The organism is Clostridium sp. CM037, from assembly GCF_055081095.1.
This window is the reverse complement of record NZ_CM143650.1, coordinates 71,892-89,556: the sequence shown is the minus strand read 5'-3', so window position 1 is coordinate 89,556 and position 17,665 is coordinate 71,892. Positions and strand designations below refer to the sequence as shown.

The following is a 17,665-nucleotide window of genomic DNA, read 5'->3' as shown; positions in this document are numbered from 1 at the left end:
GAAACTATATAAGGATGATGCTTTTATGAGGGATCAATCTTATTTTACGAAAGGAACTATAATGAAAAATCAAAATTCAGAAGCCAATCTATCAGAGTTAATAAGTAAATTGCTCATGCAGTTACAATCTCATAATTATAGTCAATCAACATTAGCGTGCTATAAGAGTGTTTTAAACAAAATTACTCGATATATGCAATCTAACGATGAAACTAGTGCAGTTATGGATGAACTTACAAACATCAGCAACTTATATGGTGAGCAGTTTAGCCAAGTATTCAAGACAATAACTGGGGGTAATGGTTCTGAATTTGCTGATTTATCCACACTTGAGATTGGCAGTGATACAAAGGTATATTTCACCCATCCATATTCTTCTTTTGAAAAAGGAACTAACAAACGTCACAATGGATTAATTCGCCGCTTCATTCCTAAAGGGAAACGTATGTAAGATTATAGTGCTGCTGATATTTCATTCATAGAGGAATGGATGAATACGCTTCCTAGGCGGATACTCCAGTACAAAGCTCCTGAAGATCTATTTGAAGCACAATTAGATCTAATCTATGAAGTCTAAGTAAATTCAACGATTTAGGTCATAAATAGAAATTAGTTCAATTTGTTATTGCAATTGGTATTGCTCAGTTGTATAGTATTATGTTTTTTATTCGAAGAGGAGGATATTTTTATGGCAGCTTTAATTTTTATTGTTATTTTGCTTATTCCAATACTTTTAACTATAGTCATTTTAGATAAATATACAAAAAACAAGACTTCAATCCAGCTAATATTAATAGGTATAGAAGTTACTATTGTTGGAGTGGCAGTCATTGGAATTGGTGGGGGCGGAAATGAGGCATTTGCATTAAATTTATTAGGACTCGTAATTGTTTTAGTGGGTTTTACATCAAGTATATACGCGATTATTAAGGAATAATGGGAATGAAGCTGGATTTGTGTAAAAAAATCTAGTTCATTCTTTTTTGGTTACTACTCAGCCATTGCAAATCAATAAAATCCTTATATTGTCAAAAAGGATTTTGGGTATCCTATGTCGAATATGCTACCAGAGAGATTAATAATACGATTTGATTGGTGGTGAATATTAGATGGATGGTACAACAGTTAATAATTATAATAATGGTATAACTGAAATTATTACTTTACTGAAAGAAATGAATAGCTAGTTAGTAAACAAAAATAGTAATCTCAATGTTGAAGTGATTAACTTAAATCATTTAATAAACTCACTTAGGCACGATAATACAATGCTTCTTGCAAGGAATATTGAATTAGAAACCATGTATAATAAAAATAGCAATAATAGCAGCAAGCCACCGTCAACAAATAATAATAAAAAGTCTTCAAATAGTCGAACAAAGACCGGTAGGTCCTCAGGAGGGCAGGCTGGCCATATTGGAAATACCCTTTTAAAAATTGATAATCCTAATAATATTATAGATATAAGAAAAAAAACTTGTAGCTGTTGCTGCAAGTTATCTGGTGTTGAAGGTAAAATTCTCTAAGAGGAAGACGTGATTTAGTTTCAATGGCATATGCAAGGCTTTCCATAATGGGAAGTCGCACACGGCTATAGCATTAGGTTACAAAGCTGTTGAGGCAGGTTACAAGGTAAGTTTTGTAACTATGGATAATCTCATGCATATTTTAAAAACTCAACAAATATCAAGAAAAAGCAAAGGTAAACTCAATAGAATTCTTTCTTCAAGACTCGTTATAATCGATGAGGTCGGGTATCTTCCAATAACTAGAGATGAAGCCAATCTGTTTTTTCAATTAATATCATCACTTCGTGAACAGGCTTCACTAATTATAACTTTTAATAAAGGATTTGAGGAATGGGTAGAACTCTTAGGAGACCCGGCTTTAACAACAGCTGTATTGGATAGAATTTCTTATAGATGTGAACTGTTTAACATGATTGGGAAGAGCTATAGACTTGAACATAGAAAATCTATATTTTAGAATTAACTGGAAATAATTCAGTAAAATTGTTTGCCGAAATCTCTCCAAAAGTACTTGCCAATAACAGATGTCAATGAAAATGAAAGATTGGATTGAAAAGTTAGATGGATTCTTGGATTTTAATGAGTATGAAACTATTAAGATTACACATAATAACATGCGATATTTAATATATAATAAAAAATAGGGCTGAAAAGTTATTTCAGTCCTATTTTTTCTCCCATTAATACAGAAGTTTCAAAACCTAATTGTGTTTGGTTTAGTAAATCCTTATTAATTTTTACAGCATCTTTTTTTAAAAATAGGATTACAGTGGAACCACCGAATTTGAAGTATCCTTTTTCCTCTCCTTTTGTAATTTTGGAATTTGTACTATAACTTTGAAGAATTGAACCTACGCAAGTAGCACCAACCTCCATACAAATAACATCACCAAAGTTATCTGAGTGAAAAATACTCCATTCTCTTTTATTTTGACAAAACAATTTTTTTACATTTTTTAAGGCTATGGGGTTTACAGAATAATAATGACCTTTGATTTTAGTTGTATCGCCACAGACCCCATCATCAATAAAATGAAAGCGATGATAATCAGTTGGGCATAATCTAAAGATTAAGCAGGTACCTCCATCGTACAAATTGTATACTTCATTATCTTGGAGTAGTTCTTTAAGGGAATAAGTAAAGCCTTTTACTTGGACTAAATCATTCAAGTTAATATTATTGTAAGCCAAAATTTTGCCGTCACAAGGCGAGATTAAAGCATTATTATTTTTATCAATTATTCGGGCACTTGTATTTAAAGGTCTTATAAAAAAATCATTAAAAGACGAATACTCATTATAAGTCTTAGTGTATAAAGACATATCAATATCAAAATCTTTAATAAAATCTTTGATTTTTCTAGAACTTATTTTTGTGTCGCAGTAATAACCATATAATTTTGAAAATAGCTTTTTCTTAAGTAATAACTCAACTAGTCCTTTTCCAGAAGGAGAGGAATAAGACCAATTTAAATACTTTTCACCAGCGACCTTTTCAATTTCATATTTATTTTGTTTTCTATTGTAATACTTAATCATAAAAATACCTCGTTTTTATAGTTTATATTATAATTTGCCGGATTTTATTATAGAGATTAATAACCAAAAGCCCATAAATGCCGCAGCCAAAAAACCAGTTATACCAATAAGTGATATATTATATATTTTAGGCCCTATATTAGAATTTAAAATTGTACAAGATCCTATAATCATTGAAGAAATAATAAGGCCAAAAACTAATCGGTTTATACCTTTATTTAATTCATTTATAGGAGCGTTTAAATTTTTATGTTCTAATTGAAGTTTAGCTCTTCCCGTTATTAGACTTTCAGATAATTCTATAATTTTTGATGGAAGTTTAAATGAATCTTTTATAAATGAATATGTATAAATAAGTAAAGTATTAGAATCTAGATTTTTTAATAAAGAAAATTTATTATTATCCTTTACATAAGGGATAGCTATATCTATTATTTTTATATCAGGAGCGATACTTGCTATTACACCTTCTAAAATTACAAGAGCTCTTATTAGAAGTGTAAAATCACGAGGCAGACGAATATTGTTTTGTTTAGCTATATTAAAGATTTCAGAGAGCATAACGGAAATCTGAATGTTGTTTAAAGAAACTGAAAGATAATTTACAATTAGATAATCTAAGTCTTCATATAGTTTATTTCTATCTACATAGCCCTTTTTTATTCCTATAGATAAAAGAGATGAAATCATTTTATTTATGTCATTAAGAACAACAGCTGATATCATATCATTTAGTGTTGATTTCAATGAATTTGAGAGACTCCCCATAATTCCAAAGTCAATAAAACAAATTTTACCTTCGCATATAAATATATTTCCGGGGTGTGGATCTCCGTGAAAAAAGCCATCTTGTAGAACTTGTTTTAAGTAAGATAAAGCTAATTTCTTACCTAAATCATCAAGATCATAATGAAAAGTTAGGAGCTTTTTCATATCATCTACTTTAAAGCCATAAATTCTTTCCATGGTTAAAACCCTAGTACTAGATAAATCTTGAACCACGTAAGGTACATATAAAAATGCAACATCTTTGTTGAGATTTTTAAAGTTATTTATATTTTTAACTTCATTGTTAAAATCAAGCTCAAGTTCAGTTGCTAAAAGTATTTCATGTAAGGCTTCTTCAGGGTCAATTGGTGAATCAGAGAATTTTGTTTTTGTGAATTTTATTATACGAACGAGTATAGAAATATCTAATTTCATCTTTTTTGCAATATCTGGTCTTTGTATTTTAACTACTACATCCCTACCATCCTTTAAGGTAGCCTTATGCACTTGAGATATAGATGCAGAGGCTAAAGGTTCTTCGTAAAACTTTTGAAAACACTCAGTTGTTGATTTTCCAAATTGATCAAAGAATACTTTTTTTATGGTTTCAATGTTTTCTGGAAGTACGCTATCTTGGAGCTTTGATAGTTCTACTATATAAGCTGAGGGTAATAAATCTGGTCTAGTACTCAATATTTGGCCAATCTTTATAAAAGTAGGGCCAAGCTCTTCAAAGGCTTTCCTTAAATTTTCAGGGAGTTTATTTTGTTTGTTAAATTTAGAGTCTATAATATATCCAAAGCCATAAGAGCCAAGAACTTTGATAATTGTTCTAAATCGATTAACAGAATTACGTCGCATTTTATACCTCACTTAAATCACCAACTTCGCAGTTGTTCATCACCTGCGGTGATGAAATATTAATGATTCCAGAAGGGGATTTATACACCCGCTGAAATTTTAGCTTTATTATAGTATGGAAACCTACTTATAAAAGCAGTTAAGTTTCCATCTGAGATGTCACTTGAAAATAGAATTCCTGAAATAATAGCAGGACTTTCATTTGACTTTCATTTGTGAATTTATGGCTGAAGGGTTTCTAAATTTGATAATCTTTTATTCAAAGTTTCAATATCTTCTTTAGTTGCAAAGCTCATTTCTGAAAGAAGTAATAACATATCTTCTTTTGTCAAAGGCTTTTCTTCTTTTGTAAAAACTTTAGATTCTTCTTTTTTTCCTTTTACAGTTCTTTTTAGTTCTTCAGATAAATTCTTACCCTCTTCTAAGGTTAATTTACCCTTTTGTACAAAATCATCTATTAGATTCGTAGCTTTTTCATAAGTATATGCTGCAGATCCTAGTCCAGCGAGGAAAAAAATTTTTATATCATTATTCAATTAGAACACCTCCAGTTAATAGTATATAGTATACAGTATATACTATTAACTGTATTAAAATTCTAATAATAAATAAACACTATAAGATTTTTAATAATTAATATAAAATTTGTGTTTTAATTTATCTATAGGTTGACATACTTATAAAAGTGTAATATTATGGTTAGGTAGAAATAAAATATGCACCCGTAGCTCAGCTGGATAGAGCGTCCCCCTCCTAAGGGGAAGGTCGGAGGTTCGACTCCTCTCGTGTGCACCAAAAACTAGTAAAGTAATACTTTACTAGTTTTTTTATTGTGCGCCCGGCATGGGCGCAATCTAATGGGTGAAAGTCCCTAGCACGGGTTAATAGTGCCAAGTGCATAGCTTAAGACAAGGGTGTCCACCGCGAGGTGGAATCTGAAGGAAGTCGGCGGCGAAACTCTGGTCTGACGAACAGAAACTACATATAAGGCATATGCTTGTGGGTAAGTTTGCAATACAAAATGAAGCCCAAAACTATTCGAAACAGGCGATGTAAATGTAGCAGATAGATGGAGTGAAAGATTGCGTTCTTACCCGGGGAGATCTGATAGGTAAGTTGTGGATATGAATTTAGAAATAACAAACTATACAGTGATGTATGGCTGAACTATCAGAAGTCAGCAGACGTCATAGTACCATGCTAAACGCGTTAGCGTGGGAAGGACTGAACAATAGGAGGTTTTGAAATTTTGAAAGATACGAAGAAATATGATGAAAGCAGACAACTTCATAAAGAAGGCTCTCTACGAGAGAATAAAGTGGAACTTAAAGGTAACGTAGAAGTGCATAGTATTTCTCCTATGTCAGAAGAAGGAAGAAACGATGTGAATAGATACGGTAATGATTTACTCGAACAAGTATCGTCGAGAGATAATATGAATAAAGCATATAAAAGAGTAAAAGCAAATAAAGGAAGTCATGGTATTGATGGGTTGACGGTAGATGAACTTCTACAACACCTAAAAGAGCATGGACAAGAATTAAGGCAATCATTACTGGAAAACAGATATAGACCTCAAGCAGTAAGAAGGGTGGAAATACCCAAACCTGATGGGGGAATAAGACTACTTGGAATACCTACTGTAGTAGATAGAGTTGTTCAACAAGCAATCTCACAAGTTCTAATACCAATATATGAAAACAAATTTTCAGATAATAGCTATGGTTTTAGACCTTTAAGAAGTGCAAAGCAAGCTGTTGAAAAATGTAGGGGATATATTAATGCTGGACATACATGGACAGTAAATATAGACCTTTCTAAATACTTTGATACGATAAATCACGATAAATTAATAAGGATACTATCGGAAGATATTAAAGATAGTAGAGTAATCTCTCTGATACGAAAGTATCTACAAAGTGGAGTGATGATAAATGGGGTATTTATGAATACTGAAGAAGGAGCACCTCAAGGTGGACCCTTGTCCCCATTATTGAGTAACGTAATGTTACATGAACTTGATGTAGAACTAACAAAGCGAGGACTAAACTTTTGTAGGTATGCTGATGATGCTAATATATATGTTAAAAGTGAGAAATCAGCAAATAGAGTAATGAAGAGTATTACAAGATTTATTGAGGAAAAATTAAAGCTTAAAGTGAATAAAGAAAAGAGTACAGTAGATAGATCTTGGAAACTTAAATTTTTAGGATTTTCGTTTTACCGAGCAAAAGGTGAATACAGAATGAGAGTTCCTCAAAAACCTATAAGTAAATTCAAAGCAAAGCTAAAGGAATTAACTTCAAGAAGTAATGCGATGAGCATGGAATATAGATTTATGAAACTTAAGCAAGTGATAGTTGGATGGGTAAATTATTTTGCTATCGCAGATATTAAAAGCATTCTCAAAACACTTGATGAATGGTTAAGGCGAAGGATTAGAATGTGTTTTTGGAAACAATGGAAAAAGATTAAAACCAAATATAAAAACCTTGTTAAATTAGGCTTGAACAAGAATAAAGCCTGGCAATATACAAACACAAGGAAGAGCTATTGGAGAACATCCAATAGCCCTATATTAAACAAAACATTGACCAATAAATACCTTAAAAATATAGGATTAGTTTCTATATCTGAGACATATTTATTAAAACATTAATTCTTATTGAACCGCCGTGTACCGAACGGTATGCACGGTGGTGTGAGAGGTCGCTAAATAAACTAATTATTTAGCTCCTACTCGATTACCGGGAAATAAAAATTATTAAAAGTAATTATTTATATAACAAAGGGGTTTAAATGAAAAAACATTTTATTAATGAATCATTAAAAGAAGCTAAAAGATCACTATTACTAGGGGAAGTACCTGTAGGTGCAATTATAGTTAAAGACAATGTAATAATTGCTAGGGCGCACAACCTCAGAGAAACGCTTCAAGATGCTACGGCCCATGCAGAAGTTTTAGCTATAAAAAAAGCCTGTGAAGTAATAGGAAGTTGGAGATTAACTGGATGTGACATGTACGTAACGTTAGAACCCTGTCCTATGTGTGCAGGTGCTATATTACAGTCTAGGATAAGTAAATTATATATAGGCATCTTTGATCCTAGCGTAGGGGCTTGTGGGTCAGTTATAAATGTTCTTCAAAATGATGATTTAAATCACTGGACAGAAATAAATTGGTTATACACGGAGGAATGTGGTAATTTATTGACTGATTTTTTTAAAGATAAAAGATAGTGTAAAAGGAGGAAAACATCATGGAACAGAATATAAACAATGAAATAATGGATAAAATTACAAAAACATGTTTATGTAAGGCAATACCGAGGTCTACAATAAAAAAAGCTATACAAAATGGTGCAAGAACTGTAGAGGAAGTTCAAAAAGCTACAGGGGCGGGAACAGGCGGATGCAATGGTAATAGATGTACTCCTAAAATTGAGGAAATACTAAAACAAGAATTAGAGAAAGAACAAAATAACGCATAATAGGCGAAAAACTATATAGCTCGATATAATGAAAGCGAAGCCAAAGGGTTTCGTTTTTGTTTTTGAAGGATATTTTTATTCATATGTCTAGAATTATAAAATTTAAAATAGTTTATATAGCTTGACAACGTTATCATAATATATTAAAATGAACACAAGCGAAAGCAAATGAAACAAATACGAATACAAACGTACATTGTTATCCCAAATATGATAAAAGGAAGATTGAAATTATGTTTGCTGAAGAAAGAAAATCAAAAATATTAGATAGTTTAAATAAGTATGGAAAAGTAAAAGTATGCGATTTGTCGCAGCTATATGAAGTATCAGAAGTTACAATTAGACGTGATCTTCAAGAATTGGAAGAAGATGAACTTATAAAAAGAGTACATGGGGGGGCTATACTAAACCGCAATACTAAATTTGAACCAACTTTTTCAGAAAAAGTAGATAAGTTTTATGATGAAAAAGAATCTGTTGGAAAGATTGCTGCATCAATGATAGTAGATGGAGATACTATAGCAATAGATGCAGGGACGACTACTCTTAGTATTGCTAAGTATATAACAGCTAAAGATATAACGGTTTTAACAAATTCTGTAGATGTAGCCTATGAACTTTCTAAAAAACAGGATGTAGAGGTGATTGTTACTGGAGGTACATTGCGATGGGAAACGAGAGCTATGGTAGGACCAGTAGCAGATAATACACTTAAAAATTTCAGAGTAGATAAAGCATTTATGGGGTCTAATGGTGTATGCATTATTAATGGGCTAACTACTCCCAATATTATTGAAGCGAGCACAAAACGAGAAATGATAAAAATTGCAAAGCAAACTATATTATTATGTGACCATACTAAATTTGGTACAATTTATTTTGCCAAAATCGTTGATTTAGATAGGGTTGATATAATAATAACGGATAATCAATTAGATAATGAATTATTAGAAAAGTTTGAAGAAAAAGGTGTACAAATTATGACAGCAAAATAAATGGCGGTGAAAAAATGATAATAACAGTAACGCTAAACCCAGCAATAGACAAAACCATTGAAATAGATGAATTTAAAATTGGTAGTGTTAATAGAATTGTGTCTACAAGAATTGATGCTGGAGGTAAAGGTATCAATGTATCTAAAGTTATTAAAGAATTACAGCATAAAAGTTTAGCTTTAGGTTTTTTAGGTGGAAACAGTGGAAATCAAATAAAAGATTATTTAGATGATTTAAATATTAATAATGAATTTTTATCTGTTAAAGGTGAAACTAGGACTAATTTAAAGATTTTTGATAAGATTAATAATACACATACAGATATAAACGAAAGCGGTCCTAGTTTAGTGGAAGAAGATATTACTAATGTAAAACAGAAAATCATGGGATATTGCCAGGGAAATTTTCTAGTAGTTCTTTCAGGTAGCGTTCCAAGTGGAATGCGCGGTGATATATACGGTGAAATAATTAAAGATATAAAAAGCGAGGGTGGCAAGGTTATATTGGACGCAGATGGCGATGTGTTAATGCAGGGAATTAAAGCTGGTCCATATATAGTAAAGCCAAATATTGACGAACTTGAAAAAGCTTTTGGTGTCAGCATTAATAGCGAAGATGAAATTATTGAAACTGCTAAAAAAATATTAGAGTATGGAGTAAAATATGTAGTGATCTCGAAAGGATCAGAAGGATCTATATTCATAAGTCGTGATAAAGTTGCAAAAGTAAATGGTATAAAGGTAGAAGTTAAAAGTACAGTAGGGGCTGGAGATTCTATGGTCGCAGCAATGGCTGTAGCAATTGAGAATAATTATAGCTTTGAAGAAACTATAAAGTTAGCATGTGCAACAAGCACAGCTAATGTAATGACTGAGGGAACACAAACAGGAAGATTTGCTGACATAGAGAAACTAAAAAAGCAAGTAACTATAAATTACCTATAGAAAGGATGATTATTAATGAATATAACTGAATTATTAAGTGTTAATCTAATTAAACTTGAGCTTACTAGTAAAACAAAAGAGGCTGTAATAAATGAGATGGTAAAAATTTTAGATGAAAATGGTAAGTTACTAGATAAAGATAAATATCTACAAGCTGTAATAGATAGAGAAAAAGAATTTTCAACAGGTATAGGTATGGGAATAGCAATTCCCCATGGTAAAAGTAGTGGAGTTAAAGAGCCAGCATTGGTATTTGGACGAAGCACAGGCGGCATTGACTATAAGTCTATGGATGATGAGCTAGCTCATGTATTCTTTTTAATAGCTGTACCAGAAGAATCAAGTAATGAGCATTTAAAGATATTAAGCCAAATTTCTAGAAAATTGATGCATAAAGAATTAAGAGATAGTTTGATGAACGCTAGTAGCCCTGAAGAAATAATTACTTTACTAGAAAAATAACCATTAGCCGACAATTTAAAAGGAGGAGAGTTCATGAAATATGTAGCTATAACTTCGTGTCCAACGGGAATAGCGCACACCTATATGGCGGCTGAAGCTCTAAAAATGGCAGGAGAGGAAATGGGTGTAGAGATTAAGGTGGAAACTCAAGGCTCGGTAGGTGCAGAAGACCAGTTGACGCAGTCAGATATAAAGGAAGCTAGAGTAGTAATAATTGCAGCAGATACTAACGTTTCAAAGGAACGTTTTTCAGGAAAAACTATAATTGAAGTTGGGGTAAAAGATGCAATTAAAGACCCAAAGGGGCTTATACAAAGAGCGATAGATATAAAAGTAGAAAATAAAAAAGTTTCAGAAAAAGTCAGTGATATTAAAGAAGAAAAAACTACTGAGAAAAAAGGTCCTTATAAGCATCTTATGACAGGGGTTTCTTATATGATTCCTTTCGTAGTAGCGGGGGGAATTCTAATTGCAATTTCATTTGCTTTTGGAATACTAGCTTTTAAAGAAGAAGGTAGTATAGCAGCAGCTTTAATGCAAATTGGTGGAGATTCAGCCATGGCGCTTATGATTCCAATATTGGCAGGGTTTATAGCGTTCTCAATAGCGGATAGACCAGGTCTTGTACCAGGTATGGTTGGCGGTATGATTGCACTATCTTCAGGTGCAGGCTTTTTAGGGGGAATTATAGCAGGTTTCCTAGCGGGTTATACTATTGTTTTCTTAAAGAAAACAATAAAACTACCAAAATCATTAGCGGGCTTAATGCCGGTTTTAGTATTACCGGTTTTATCTTCATTAGTAGTAGGACTTGTAATGATATATGTTATAGGAAAACCTGTAGGTATAATAAATACCGGAATGGCCAGTTGGTTAAGTAATTTAAGTGGAGCAAACTCAGCTTTACTCGGAATTATTATTGGCTTAATGATGGCTATTGATATGGGTGGACCAATTAATAAGGCTGCTTATGCTTTTGGAGCGGGAACTATAGTTGCGGGCCAAACTTCTATGGTAATGGCAGTAGTAATGGCGTCAGGGATGACTCCTCCGCTAGGAATAGCGCTTGCAACAGTTATAGCAAAAAGAAAATTCACATTACAAGAAAGAGAAGCGGGGAAAGCTGCTTGGGCACTAGGGGCTGCGTTTATAACAGAGGGTGCGATACCATTTGCTGCAGCAGACCCATTTAAAATGATACCGTCATTAATGGTGGGTTCAGCAACTACTGGATTACTATCTATGCTATTTAAAGCAGGGTTAGCAGTTCCTCATGGTGGAATATTCGTATTATTTATTCCTAATGCAGTTTCTAATCTAGGTGGATATATAGTATCCATAGTAGTTGGTACAATGGTAACATCTCTTATGATTCTTTTATTAAAGAAGGATGCTGTTAAATAATTCAAAGTATTAATGGATTAAATCATTGTATTTATATGGGATATAGAGTAGCGTGTAAATTATAAAAATAAGTAAAATAAAAATTAAAAAGGGGATGTTTTTATGTACGAAGTTGAAATTGTGTTGATGAACGAGCAAGGGTTGCATGCTAGACCAGCAAGCATTGTTGCTAAAAAAGCATCAAAGTTTACTTCACATATAACTTTAATTAAGGATGAAGAAAAGTATAATGCAAAAAGTATAATAAATATATTAAGCATGGCAGCTACAAAAGGCGATAAACTCAAAATTGTTGCTAATGGAGACGATGAAGTTAAGGCTGTAGAGGAATTAAGAATAGTAATTGAAAAAGAAATTATAAACCTTTAAAAAAATCATATATAAAGTGAAATTCACTCCTAAGGTAGTAAAGTATTTAAGATTGCTATAAGGAGTGAATTTAACTTATTAGGAGGTTATTTAATGAAAGGCATTGGAGTTTCGCCTGGAATAGTAATAGGAAAAGTAATATTAAAAGAAGAAAAGAAAATGATTATAGAGAAGAAAGAGATTTCGAGTTATGAAGAAGAAATTAAAAGATTTAAGACTGCTATGGAAAATAGTAAGAGTGAAATTCAGAATATATATAATAACGTATTGAAAAAGTTAGGTGAAAAGGAAGCTAACATATTTGAAGCTCATTTAATGATATTAGAAGATCCAGAAATGCTTGACCAGATTGAGAAAAAAATTGAAGATGATAAAGTTAATGCTGAGTGGGCACTAAAAGAGGTTTCAGAAATGTTCATTTCTATGTTTGAAAATATGGATAATGCATATATGAAAGAAAGAGCAGCAGACATCAAGGATGTAACAAGTAGACTTATGAAAAAATTGATGAACATTGAAGAGGTTAATTTTGAAGAATTAGCTAATGAGGTTATAATTGTAGCTCACGATTTAACTCCTTCAGATACATCACAGATAGATAAAAACAAGGTTTTAGGGTTTATAACGGAAATTGGTGGAGGAACTTCACATTCTGCTATAATGGCTAAGACTTTAGAAATACCAGCTATAGTAGCGGTAAAAGATATAACTAAGAAAGTAAAAAATGGAGATTTAATTGTTTTTGATGGCGAAGAGGGATTGATATATGTTAATCCAGAAGAAAAAATAGTTAATATTTATAAAGAGAAAAAAGCTGAATATAATAAAAATAAAGAAGAGTTAAACCTACTAATAGGGAAAAAAAGCATAACTACAGATGGAGTAAGAGTAGAATTAGCTGCTAATATAGGAACTCCAAAAGATTTAGAAAGTGTTATCAATAATGATTGTGAAGGGGTAGGCTTATTTAGATCTGAGTTTTTATATATGGATAGGGATTCAGCACCTACTGAAGAAGAACAATATGCAGTATACAAAGAAGTTGCAGAAAAAATGCAAAATAAACCTGTGGTTATTAGAACTTTAGATGTTGGTGGAGATAAGGAATTAGAGTATTTGAAGTTACCGAAGGAAATGAATCCGTTCTTAGGATATAGAGCTATAAGAGTTTGCTTAGATAAGGTAGATATATTTAAAACGCAATTAAGAGCTATATTAAGAGCTAGTACCTTTGGAAATATTAAAATAATGTTTCCTATGATTTCTAGTATTGAAGAATTAAGAACAGCAAAGGGTATTTTGCAAGGAGTAAAAAATGATTTAAAAAAGGAAAATATAAAAATTAATGGTAATTTAGAAGTGGGAATTATGATGGAGATACCTGCAGCAGCGATTATCTCTGATTTATTAGCCAAAGAGGTAGACTTTTTTAGTATAGGAACTAATGATCTTATTCAATATACAACTGCGGTAGATAGAATGAATGAAAAAATATCACATTTATATACTCCATTTCATCCAGCTCTACTAAGGCTCGTAAAAATGGTTATAGATAATGCTCATAAAGAAAATAAATGGGTTGGTATGTGTGGCGAAGTAGCAGGGAATCCTAAATTAGTACCTATTCTAATTGGAATGGGATTAGATAAATTTAGCATGAGTCCTATATCTATTTTAAGAGCAAGAGGAATTATTAGAAATATATCTCAAGGCGAAATGAGAAGTTTAGCGGAGCAAGTTGTTAATTTACCAACAGCTGAAGAAGTTGAAGAATTTATAGAAAAAAGCATAAACATAAAATAGTAAATACGGAATATAAAAAAATGGATTAGTATAATGATTCGTTATTTATTCTAATTTACTAGGATGTTTTTAAAATAAATAGAGAACTCTATAATATAGAGTTCTCAGACCGTTGACAAACATAAAATGTAAAACACTCTAATTTAAAATTGGAGTGTTTTTTTCATATTCAAAAAGGATTTTAGGACATCAATGTCGAATATATATAGTATACAAACTTTATAATTCGGAGGGCATTATTATGATTAATGAAAAAAACTTCACACAACAAAAACTAGAAATGGTGTATTTAGAAGATTTAGTTCCTAAAGACCATATTTTGAGAAATATAGATAAATACATGGATTTCTCTTTTATAAGAGAACTGACTAAAAAATATTACTGCTTAGATAATGGAAGACCTGGCGTAGATCCCATTCTACTTTTTAAAATGCTGTTTATTGGGTACTTATTTGGAATAAAATCTGAACGACAACTTGTAAAGGAAATTGAAGTAAATGTGGCTTATAGATGGTTCCTAGGGCTAAGTCTTACTGATACTATTCCAGATCATTCAACAATTAGCCAAAATAGACGTAGACGATTTAAAGGAACAGATGTGTTTCAAAAAATATTTGACGAAGTAGTATTTAAGGCTATAAATCTTAAGATGGTAACCGGTAAAATACTTTACACAGATTCTACACACCTAAAAGCAAATGCTAATAAGCGAAAGCTTGTGAAAATTGAAGTTGAAAAAACGCCGAAAGAATATGTAGCTGAACTTAATAAAGCAGTGGAAGAAGATAGAATAAACCATGGTAAAAAACCTTTAAAAGAAAAAGAACCTGTTACCAAAATAAAAGAAACTAAAGTTAGCACAACCGACCCCGACAGTGGATATATGATGAGAGATGGCAAGCCGGAAGGCTTCTCATATTTAGATCACAGAACTGTCGATAGCAGACATAATATAATTACTGATGTGTATGTTACTCCTGGAAACATAAATGATGTTGATCCTTATATCGATAGATTAGATGTGCAAATAAAAAAGTTTAATTTTAATACAAAATATGTTGGTGCAGATGCTGGTTATGCTACAAATCTTATATGTAAAAAACTATATGAGAGGGAATTAAAATCTGTAATGGGATACCGTAGGTCTCCACATACAAAAGGAATGTACACAAAAAATAAATTCCAATATGTTAAAGAGCAGGACATTTACGTATGCCCTGACTTAAGGGCTTTACATTATAAAACAACAACAAGAGAAGGATATAAAGAATATGTTGGTAATGCAAAATATTGCGACATATGTCCAAACAGAGCTCAATGCTTTTCTGCAAAAAGCAAGTTTAAAACTATTAGAAGACATGTTTGGGAAACGTATAAAGAAGATGTTGTAAAGTTCACCAGAACAGATAAAGGCAGAAATATATATAGAAGAAGAAAAGAAACTATAGAGCGAAGCTTCGCAGATTCAAAACAACTGCATGGGCTTCGCTATTGCCATATGCGTGGATTAGAAAATGTGCAAGAGCAGTGTCTGCTTACAGCAGCAGTGCAGAATATGAAAAAGATAGCTAGCCTGCTATCTTTAAGGTTTTTTGATTTTCTAACTAAGAACATAGTTGTTATTTTAAATTTATCCATAACTCAAAATGCTATCGCATAATTGCATGTAAAAAGCCCAGTATAATAAAAAAATTATACTGGGTTTGTAAACAACCTGAGAACTCTATAATATAGAGTTCTCTATTTATTTATATTTTAAATATTTATCTTTACTTTTTTATCATAGTCATACACAATTGTTATAAGACTTATATAGAGAGTCAAGTTCAATTTAAAACTTGATTTTTTATTATCTGTATTAGTGGTCTTATGAAAAAATGACGAAATATTAATATAAAAGGAGAGTTACTTATGGACCCAATAGCTTTTAATATATTTGGACTCACAATTAGATGGTACGGTATTCTTATTTCGATAGGAATGATGGTCGGAATTGTATTGGCAAATTCAACTTGTAAGCTGAAAAAGCTTGATTATGATGAATTTTTAAATATTGTACTAATATCTTTTCCGATAGCGATTATTGGAGCTAGAGCTTATTATGTGATTTTTGAATTTAATCAATATAAAGATAATTTAATAGAAGTGTTCAATACACGTCAAGGTGGGCTTGCTATTCATGGTGGAATTATATTTGGGATGATAGCAGCGTTAATATATACGAGGTATAAAAAAGAGAGTCTCTTAGAATTTGCGGATGTAGCAGCACCTTCTATAATTATTGCTCAGGCTATAGGCAGATGGGGAAATTTCTTTAATAGGGAAGCCCATGGTGGGCCGGTTACTCAAGGATTTATAAGCAAGTTCCCGGATTTTATACAAAATGGAATGTTAATAGAAGGAGTTTATTATCACCCAACTTTTCTTTATGAATCAATATGGAATGTTATGGTATGTTTATTGCTGATTTATTTATTAACAAAAACACGTAAGAGAGGAACGGTGTTTTTTAGCTATATAGGATTATATTCCTTAGCACGATTCTTTATAGAAGGATTAAGAACTGATAGTTTAATGTTTGGAGATTTAAGGGTGGCACAGCTAATAAGCTTAGCAGGAATTGCTTTATGGGTTATATTCCTTGCTATAAACTGGAAGCGAAGGGATTCATGCCACTAATTTATAATAATTATTATAAATTATAGAAATAATTATTTAAATATGTATATATATAAGTAGATTAGAGAAATATAAGGTAATACAATATTAATGATTAGGAAAAATTTCAAAAAAATTTTAGCAATTAACTATTGAAATTACTATTTATTAATAGTATAATTATTTATGTTGCACTACTTATGTGTATACAAAGATTAAAACGATTTATGGAGAGATGTCCGAGTGGCTTAAGGAGCATGCCTGGAAAGCGTGTGTAGGGGCGACTCTACCGAGGGTTCGAATCCCTCTTTTTCCACCAGTTTATATTTCCGTACTAGCCGGGGAGTTAGCGGTGCCCTGTAACCTGCAATCCGCTACAGCAGGGGTGAATTCCTCGCATAGGTTATAAAATGTGTGGTCTGCCCTATATAAGTGGTGTTGAGAACTTGGTCCCACGCAATGGAAATTCATGAACCCCGTGAGATCCGGAAGGAAGCAGCGGTAAGTGAAACCTTCCATGTGCCGTGGAGCAACCTGGTTTGAGCTAACTGTATAGGTAACGCGCATAGTTTATATATCGAAGCGAGGTGTACGGTTTACATAAAAAATATAAGATGCCTATAATATAATGGTACCTATAGGAAGGACACTTGAAAAAAAAGTGTTTGGATTATAGGTATTTTTTTCGTATAATTTATATATAGATAGGATGGTTGCAAATGAGTAAGATTTTATTTACCCCAAAAGATATTATAACCCTTGAAAATAATAAAAATGTTAAAAAAGTTAGTGAATATGCGATCACATATAATTATGAATTTAAAATATTATTTATAGATTAA

Annotated in this window: 18 protein-coding genes, 2 tRNA genes, 1 other RNA gene and 1 pseudogene; 19 read left to right on the top strand and 3 right to left on the bottom strand. The window is 31.8% G+C overall.

Annotation, left to right across the window (positions count from 1 at the left end; all coding sequences use genetic code 11):
* Positions 1-214: 214 nt before the first annotated feature.
* The 4 genes and pseudogenes from ACWJKP_RS00470 to ACWJKP_RS00455 form a co-directional block, all read left to right on the top strand.
* Positions 215-577 (top strand): annotated as a pseudogene (locus ACWJKP_RS00470) (IS30 family transposase); the annotation flags it as partial.
* 111 nt (positions 578-688) lie between these two features.
* Positions 689-937 carry a hypothetical protein gene (locus ACWJKP_RS00465; RefSeq protein WP_165414902.1) on the top strand — a complete coding sequence of 83 codons (249 nt, stop codon included), beginning with the start codon at positions 689-691 and terminating at the stop codon, positions 935-937.
* 283 nt (positions 938-1,220) lie between these two features.
* The gene (locus ACWJKP_RS00460) at positions 1,221-1,526 is read left to right on the top strand and encodes a DUF6444 domain-containing protein (protein WP_224579113.1); all 306 of its coding nucleotides are present in this window, start codon (positions 1,221-1,223) and stop codon (positions 1,524-1,526) included.
* Between the two features lie 28 nt (positions 1,527-1,554).
* Complete coding sequence (locus ACWJKP_RS00455) at positions 1,555-1,986, top strand: ATP-binding protein (protein ID WP_224579235.1); 432 nt, start codon at positions 1,555-1,557, stop codon at positions 1,984-1,986.
* Positions 1,987-2,183: 197 nt separating this feature from the next.
* Here the strand turns inward: ACWJKP_RS00455 and ACWJKP_RS00450 are convergent, their stop codons facing one another.
* The 3 genes from ACWJKP_RS00450 to ACWJKP_RS00440 form a co-directional block, all read right to left on the bottom strand.
* The gene (locus tag ACWJKP_RS00450; RefSeq protein WP_165414904.1) at positions 2,184-3,068 is read right to left on the bottom strand and encodes a phosphatidylserine decarboxylase; all 885 of its coding nucleotides are present in this window, start codon (positions 3,066-3,068) and stop codon (positions 2,184-2,186) included.
* A 27-nt stretch (positions 3,069-3,095) separates the two neighbouring features.
* A complete protein-coding gene (locus ACWJKP_RS00445; RefSeq protein ID WP_165414905.1) occupies positions 3,096-4,697 on the bottom strand; it encodes an ABC1 kinase family protein in 1,602 nt (533 codons plus the stop codon).
* A 221-nt stretch (positions 4,698-4,918) separates the two neighbouring features.
* Positions 4,919-5,233, bottom strand: coding sequence for a phasin family protein (locus ACWJKP_RS00440; protein ID WP_165414906.1), 315 nt, complete (start codon positions 5,231-5,233; stop codon positions 4,919-4,921).
* A 182-nt stretch (positions 5,234-5,415) separates the two neighbouring features.
* On the opposite strand from ACWJKP_RS00440, the gene ACWJKP_RS00435 reads away from it, so the two are divergent.
* The 15 genes from ACWJKP_RS00435 to ACWJKP_RS00365 all read left to right on the top strand — a co-directional run bounded on the left by ACWJKP_RS00435 (position 5,416) and on the right by ACWJKP_RS00365 (position 17,665).
* Positions 5,416-5,492, top strand: a tRNA-Arg gene (locus tag ACWJKP_RS00435).
* Positions 5,493-5,946: 454 nt separating this feature from the next.
* Complete coding sequence (gene ltrA / locus ACWJKP_RS00430; RefSeq protein WP_224578726.1) at positions 5,947-7,356, top strand: group II intron reverse transcriptase/maturase; 1,410 nt, start codon at positions 5,947-5,949, stop codon at positions 7,354-7,356.
* Positions 7,357-7,496: 140 nt separating this feature from the next.
* Positions 7,497-7,937 carry a nucleoside deaminase gene (locus ACWJKP_RS00425; protein WP_165414893.1) on the top strand — a complete coding sequence of 147 codons (441 nt, stop codon included), beginning with the start codon at positions 7,497-7,499 and terminating at the stop codon, positions 7,935-7,937.
* Between the two features lie 20 nt (positions 7,938-7,957).
* The gene (locus tag ACWJKP_RS00420) at positions 7,958-8,188 is read left to right on the top strand and encodes a (2Fe-2S)-binding protein (protein WP_165414894.1); all 231 of its coding nucleotides are present in this window, start codon (positions 7,958-7,960) and stop codon (positions 8,186-8,188) included.
* Between the two features lie 233 nt (positions 8,189-8,421).
* Positions 8,422-9,183, top strand: coding sequence for a DeoR/GlpR family DNA-binding transcription regulator (locus tag ACWJKP_RS00415; protein WP_165414895.1), 762 nt, complete (start codon positions 8,422-8,424; stop codon positions 9,181-9,183).
* Positions 9,184-9,197: 14 nt separating this feature from the next.
* Complete coding sequence (gene pfkB / locus ACWJKP_RS00410; RefSeq protein ID WP_165414896.1) at positions 9,198-10,127, top strand: 1-phosphofructokinase; 930 nt, start codon at positions 9,198-9,200, stop codon at positions 10,125-10,127.
* A gap of 15 nt (positions 10,128-10,142) precedes the next feature.
* The gene (locus tag ACWJKP_RS00405; RefSeq protein ID WP_165414897.1) at positions 10,143-10,589 is read left to right on the top strand and encodes a PTS sugar transporter subunit IIA; all 447 of its coding nucleotides are present in this window, start codon (positions 10,143-10,145) and stop codon (positions 10,587-10,589) included.
* 33 nt (positions 10,590-10,622) lie between these two features.
* Positions 10,623-11,993, top strand: coding sequence for a PTS fructose transporter subunit IIC (locus tag ACWJKP_RS00400; RefSeq protein ID WP_165414898.1), 1,371 nt, complete (start codon positions 10,623-10,625; stop codon positions 11,991-11,993).
* 102 nt (positions 11,994-12,095) lie between these two features.
* Positions 12,096-12,362 (top strand): HPr family phosphocarrier protein, encoded by a 267-nt coding sequence (locus ACWJKP_RS00395; RefSeq protein WP_165414899.1) that lies wholly within the window; start codon positions 12,096-12,098, stop codon positions 12,360-12,362.
* A 93-nt stretch (positions 12,363-12,455) separates the two neighbouring features.
* Complete coding sequence (gene ptsP / locus ACWJKP_RS00390; RefSeq protein ID WP_165414900.1) at positions 12,456-14,165, top strand: phosphoenolpyruvate--protein phosphotransferase; 1,710 nt, start codon at positions 12,456-12,458, stop codon at positions 14,163-14,165.
* Between the two features lie 241 nt (positions 14,166-14,406).
* Entirely contained in the window at positions 14,407-15,825 is a 1,419-nt protein-coding gene (locus ACWJKP_RS00385; protein ID WP_224578694.1) for an IS1182 family transposase, read from the top strand.
* A gap of 251 nt (positions 15,826-16,076) precedes the next feature.
* Positions 16,077-16,844, top strand: a complete 768-nt coding sequence (lgt, locus tag ACWJKP_RS00380; RefSeq protein ID WP_165415019.1) for a prolipoprotein diacylglyceryl transferase — start codon at positions 16,077-16,079, stop codon at positions 16,842-16,844.
* Between the two features lie 208 nt (positions 16,845-17,052).
* Positions 17,053-17,142 (top strand) — tRNA-Ser (locus tag ACWJKP_RS00375).
* 10 nt (positions 17,143-17,152) lie between these two features.
* An RNA gene (gene ffs, locus ACWJKP_RS00370) (signal recognition particle sRNA large type) lies at positions 17,153-17,418 on the top strand.
* A gap of 124 nt (positions 17,419-17,542) precedes the next feature.
* Complete coding sequence (locus tag ACWJKP_RS00365) at positions 17,543-17,665, top strand: hypothetical protein (protein ID WP_263492429.1); 123 nt, start codon at positions 17,543-17,545, stop codon at positions 17,663-17,665.

Coding starts and splice junctions, on each gene's coding strand:
- ACWJKP_RS00450 (WP_165414904.1), bottom strand. CDS start 3,068: ATGATTAAGTATTACAATAGAAAACAAAATAAATATGAAATTGAAAAG.
- ACWJKP_RS00465 (WP_165414902.1), top strand. CDS start 689: ATGGCAGCTTTAATTTTTATTGTTATTTTGCTTATTCCAATACTTTTA.
- pfkB (WP_165414896.1), top strand. CDS start 9,198: ATGATAATAACAGTAACGCTAAACCCAGCAATAGACAAAACCATTGAA.
- ptsP (WP_165414900.1), top strand. CDS start 12,456: ATGAAAGGCATTGGAGTTTCGCCTGGAATAGTAATAGGAAAAGTAATA.
- ACWJKP_RS00415 (WP_165414895.1), top strand. CDS start 8,422: ATGTTTGCTGAAGAAAGAAAATCAAAAATATTAGATAGTTTAAATAAG.
- ACWJKP_RS00425 (WP_165414893.1), top strand. CDS start 7,497: ATGAAAAAACATTTTATTAATGAATCATTAAAAGAAGCTAAAAGATCA.
- ACWJKP_RS00405 (WP_165414897.1), top strand. CDS start 10,143: ATGAATATAACTGAATTATTAAGTGTTAATCTAATTAAACTTGAGCTT.
- ACWJKP_RS00445 (WP_165414905.1), bottom strand. CDS start 4,697: ATGCGACGTAATTCTGTTAATCGATTTAGAACAATTATCAAAGTTCTT.
- lgt (WP_165415019.1), top strand. CDS start 16,077: ATGGACCCAATAGCTTTTAATATATTTGGACTCACAATTAGATGGTAC.
- ACWJKP_RS00365 (WP_263492429.1), top strand. CDS start 17,543: ATGAGTAAGATTTTATTTACCCCAAAAGATATTATAACCCTTGAAAAT.
- ACWJKP_RS00400 (WP_165414898.1), top strand. CDS start 10,623: ATGAAATATGTAGCTATAACTTCGTGTCCAACGGGAATAGCGCACACC.
- ACWJKP_RS00395 (WP_165414899.1), top strand. CDS start 12,096: ATGTACGAAGTTGAAATTGTGTTGATGAACGAGCAAGGGTTGCATGCT.
- ACWJKP_RS00420 (WP_165414894.1), top strand. CDS start 7,958: ATGGAACAGAATATAAACAATGAAATAATGGATAAAATTACAAAAACA.
- ACWJKP_RS00385 (WP_224578694.1), top strand. CDS start 14,407: ATGATTAATGAAAAAAACTTCACACAACAAAAACTAGAAATGGTGTAT.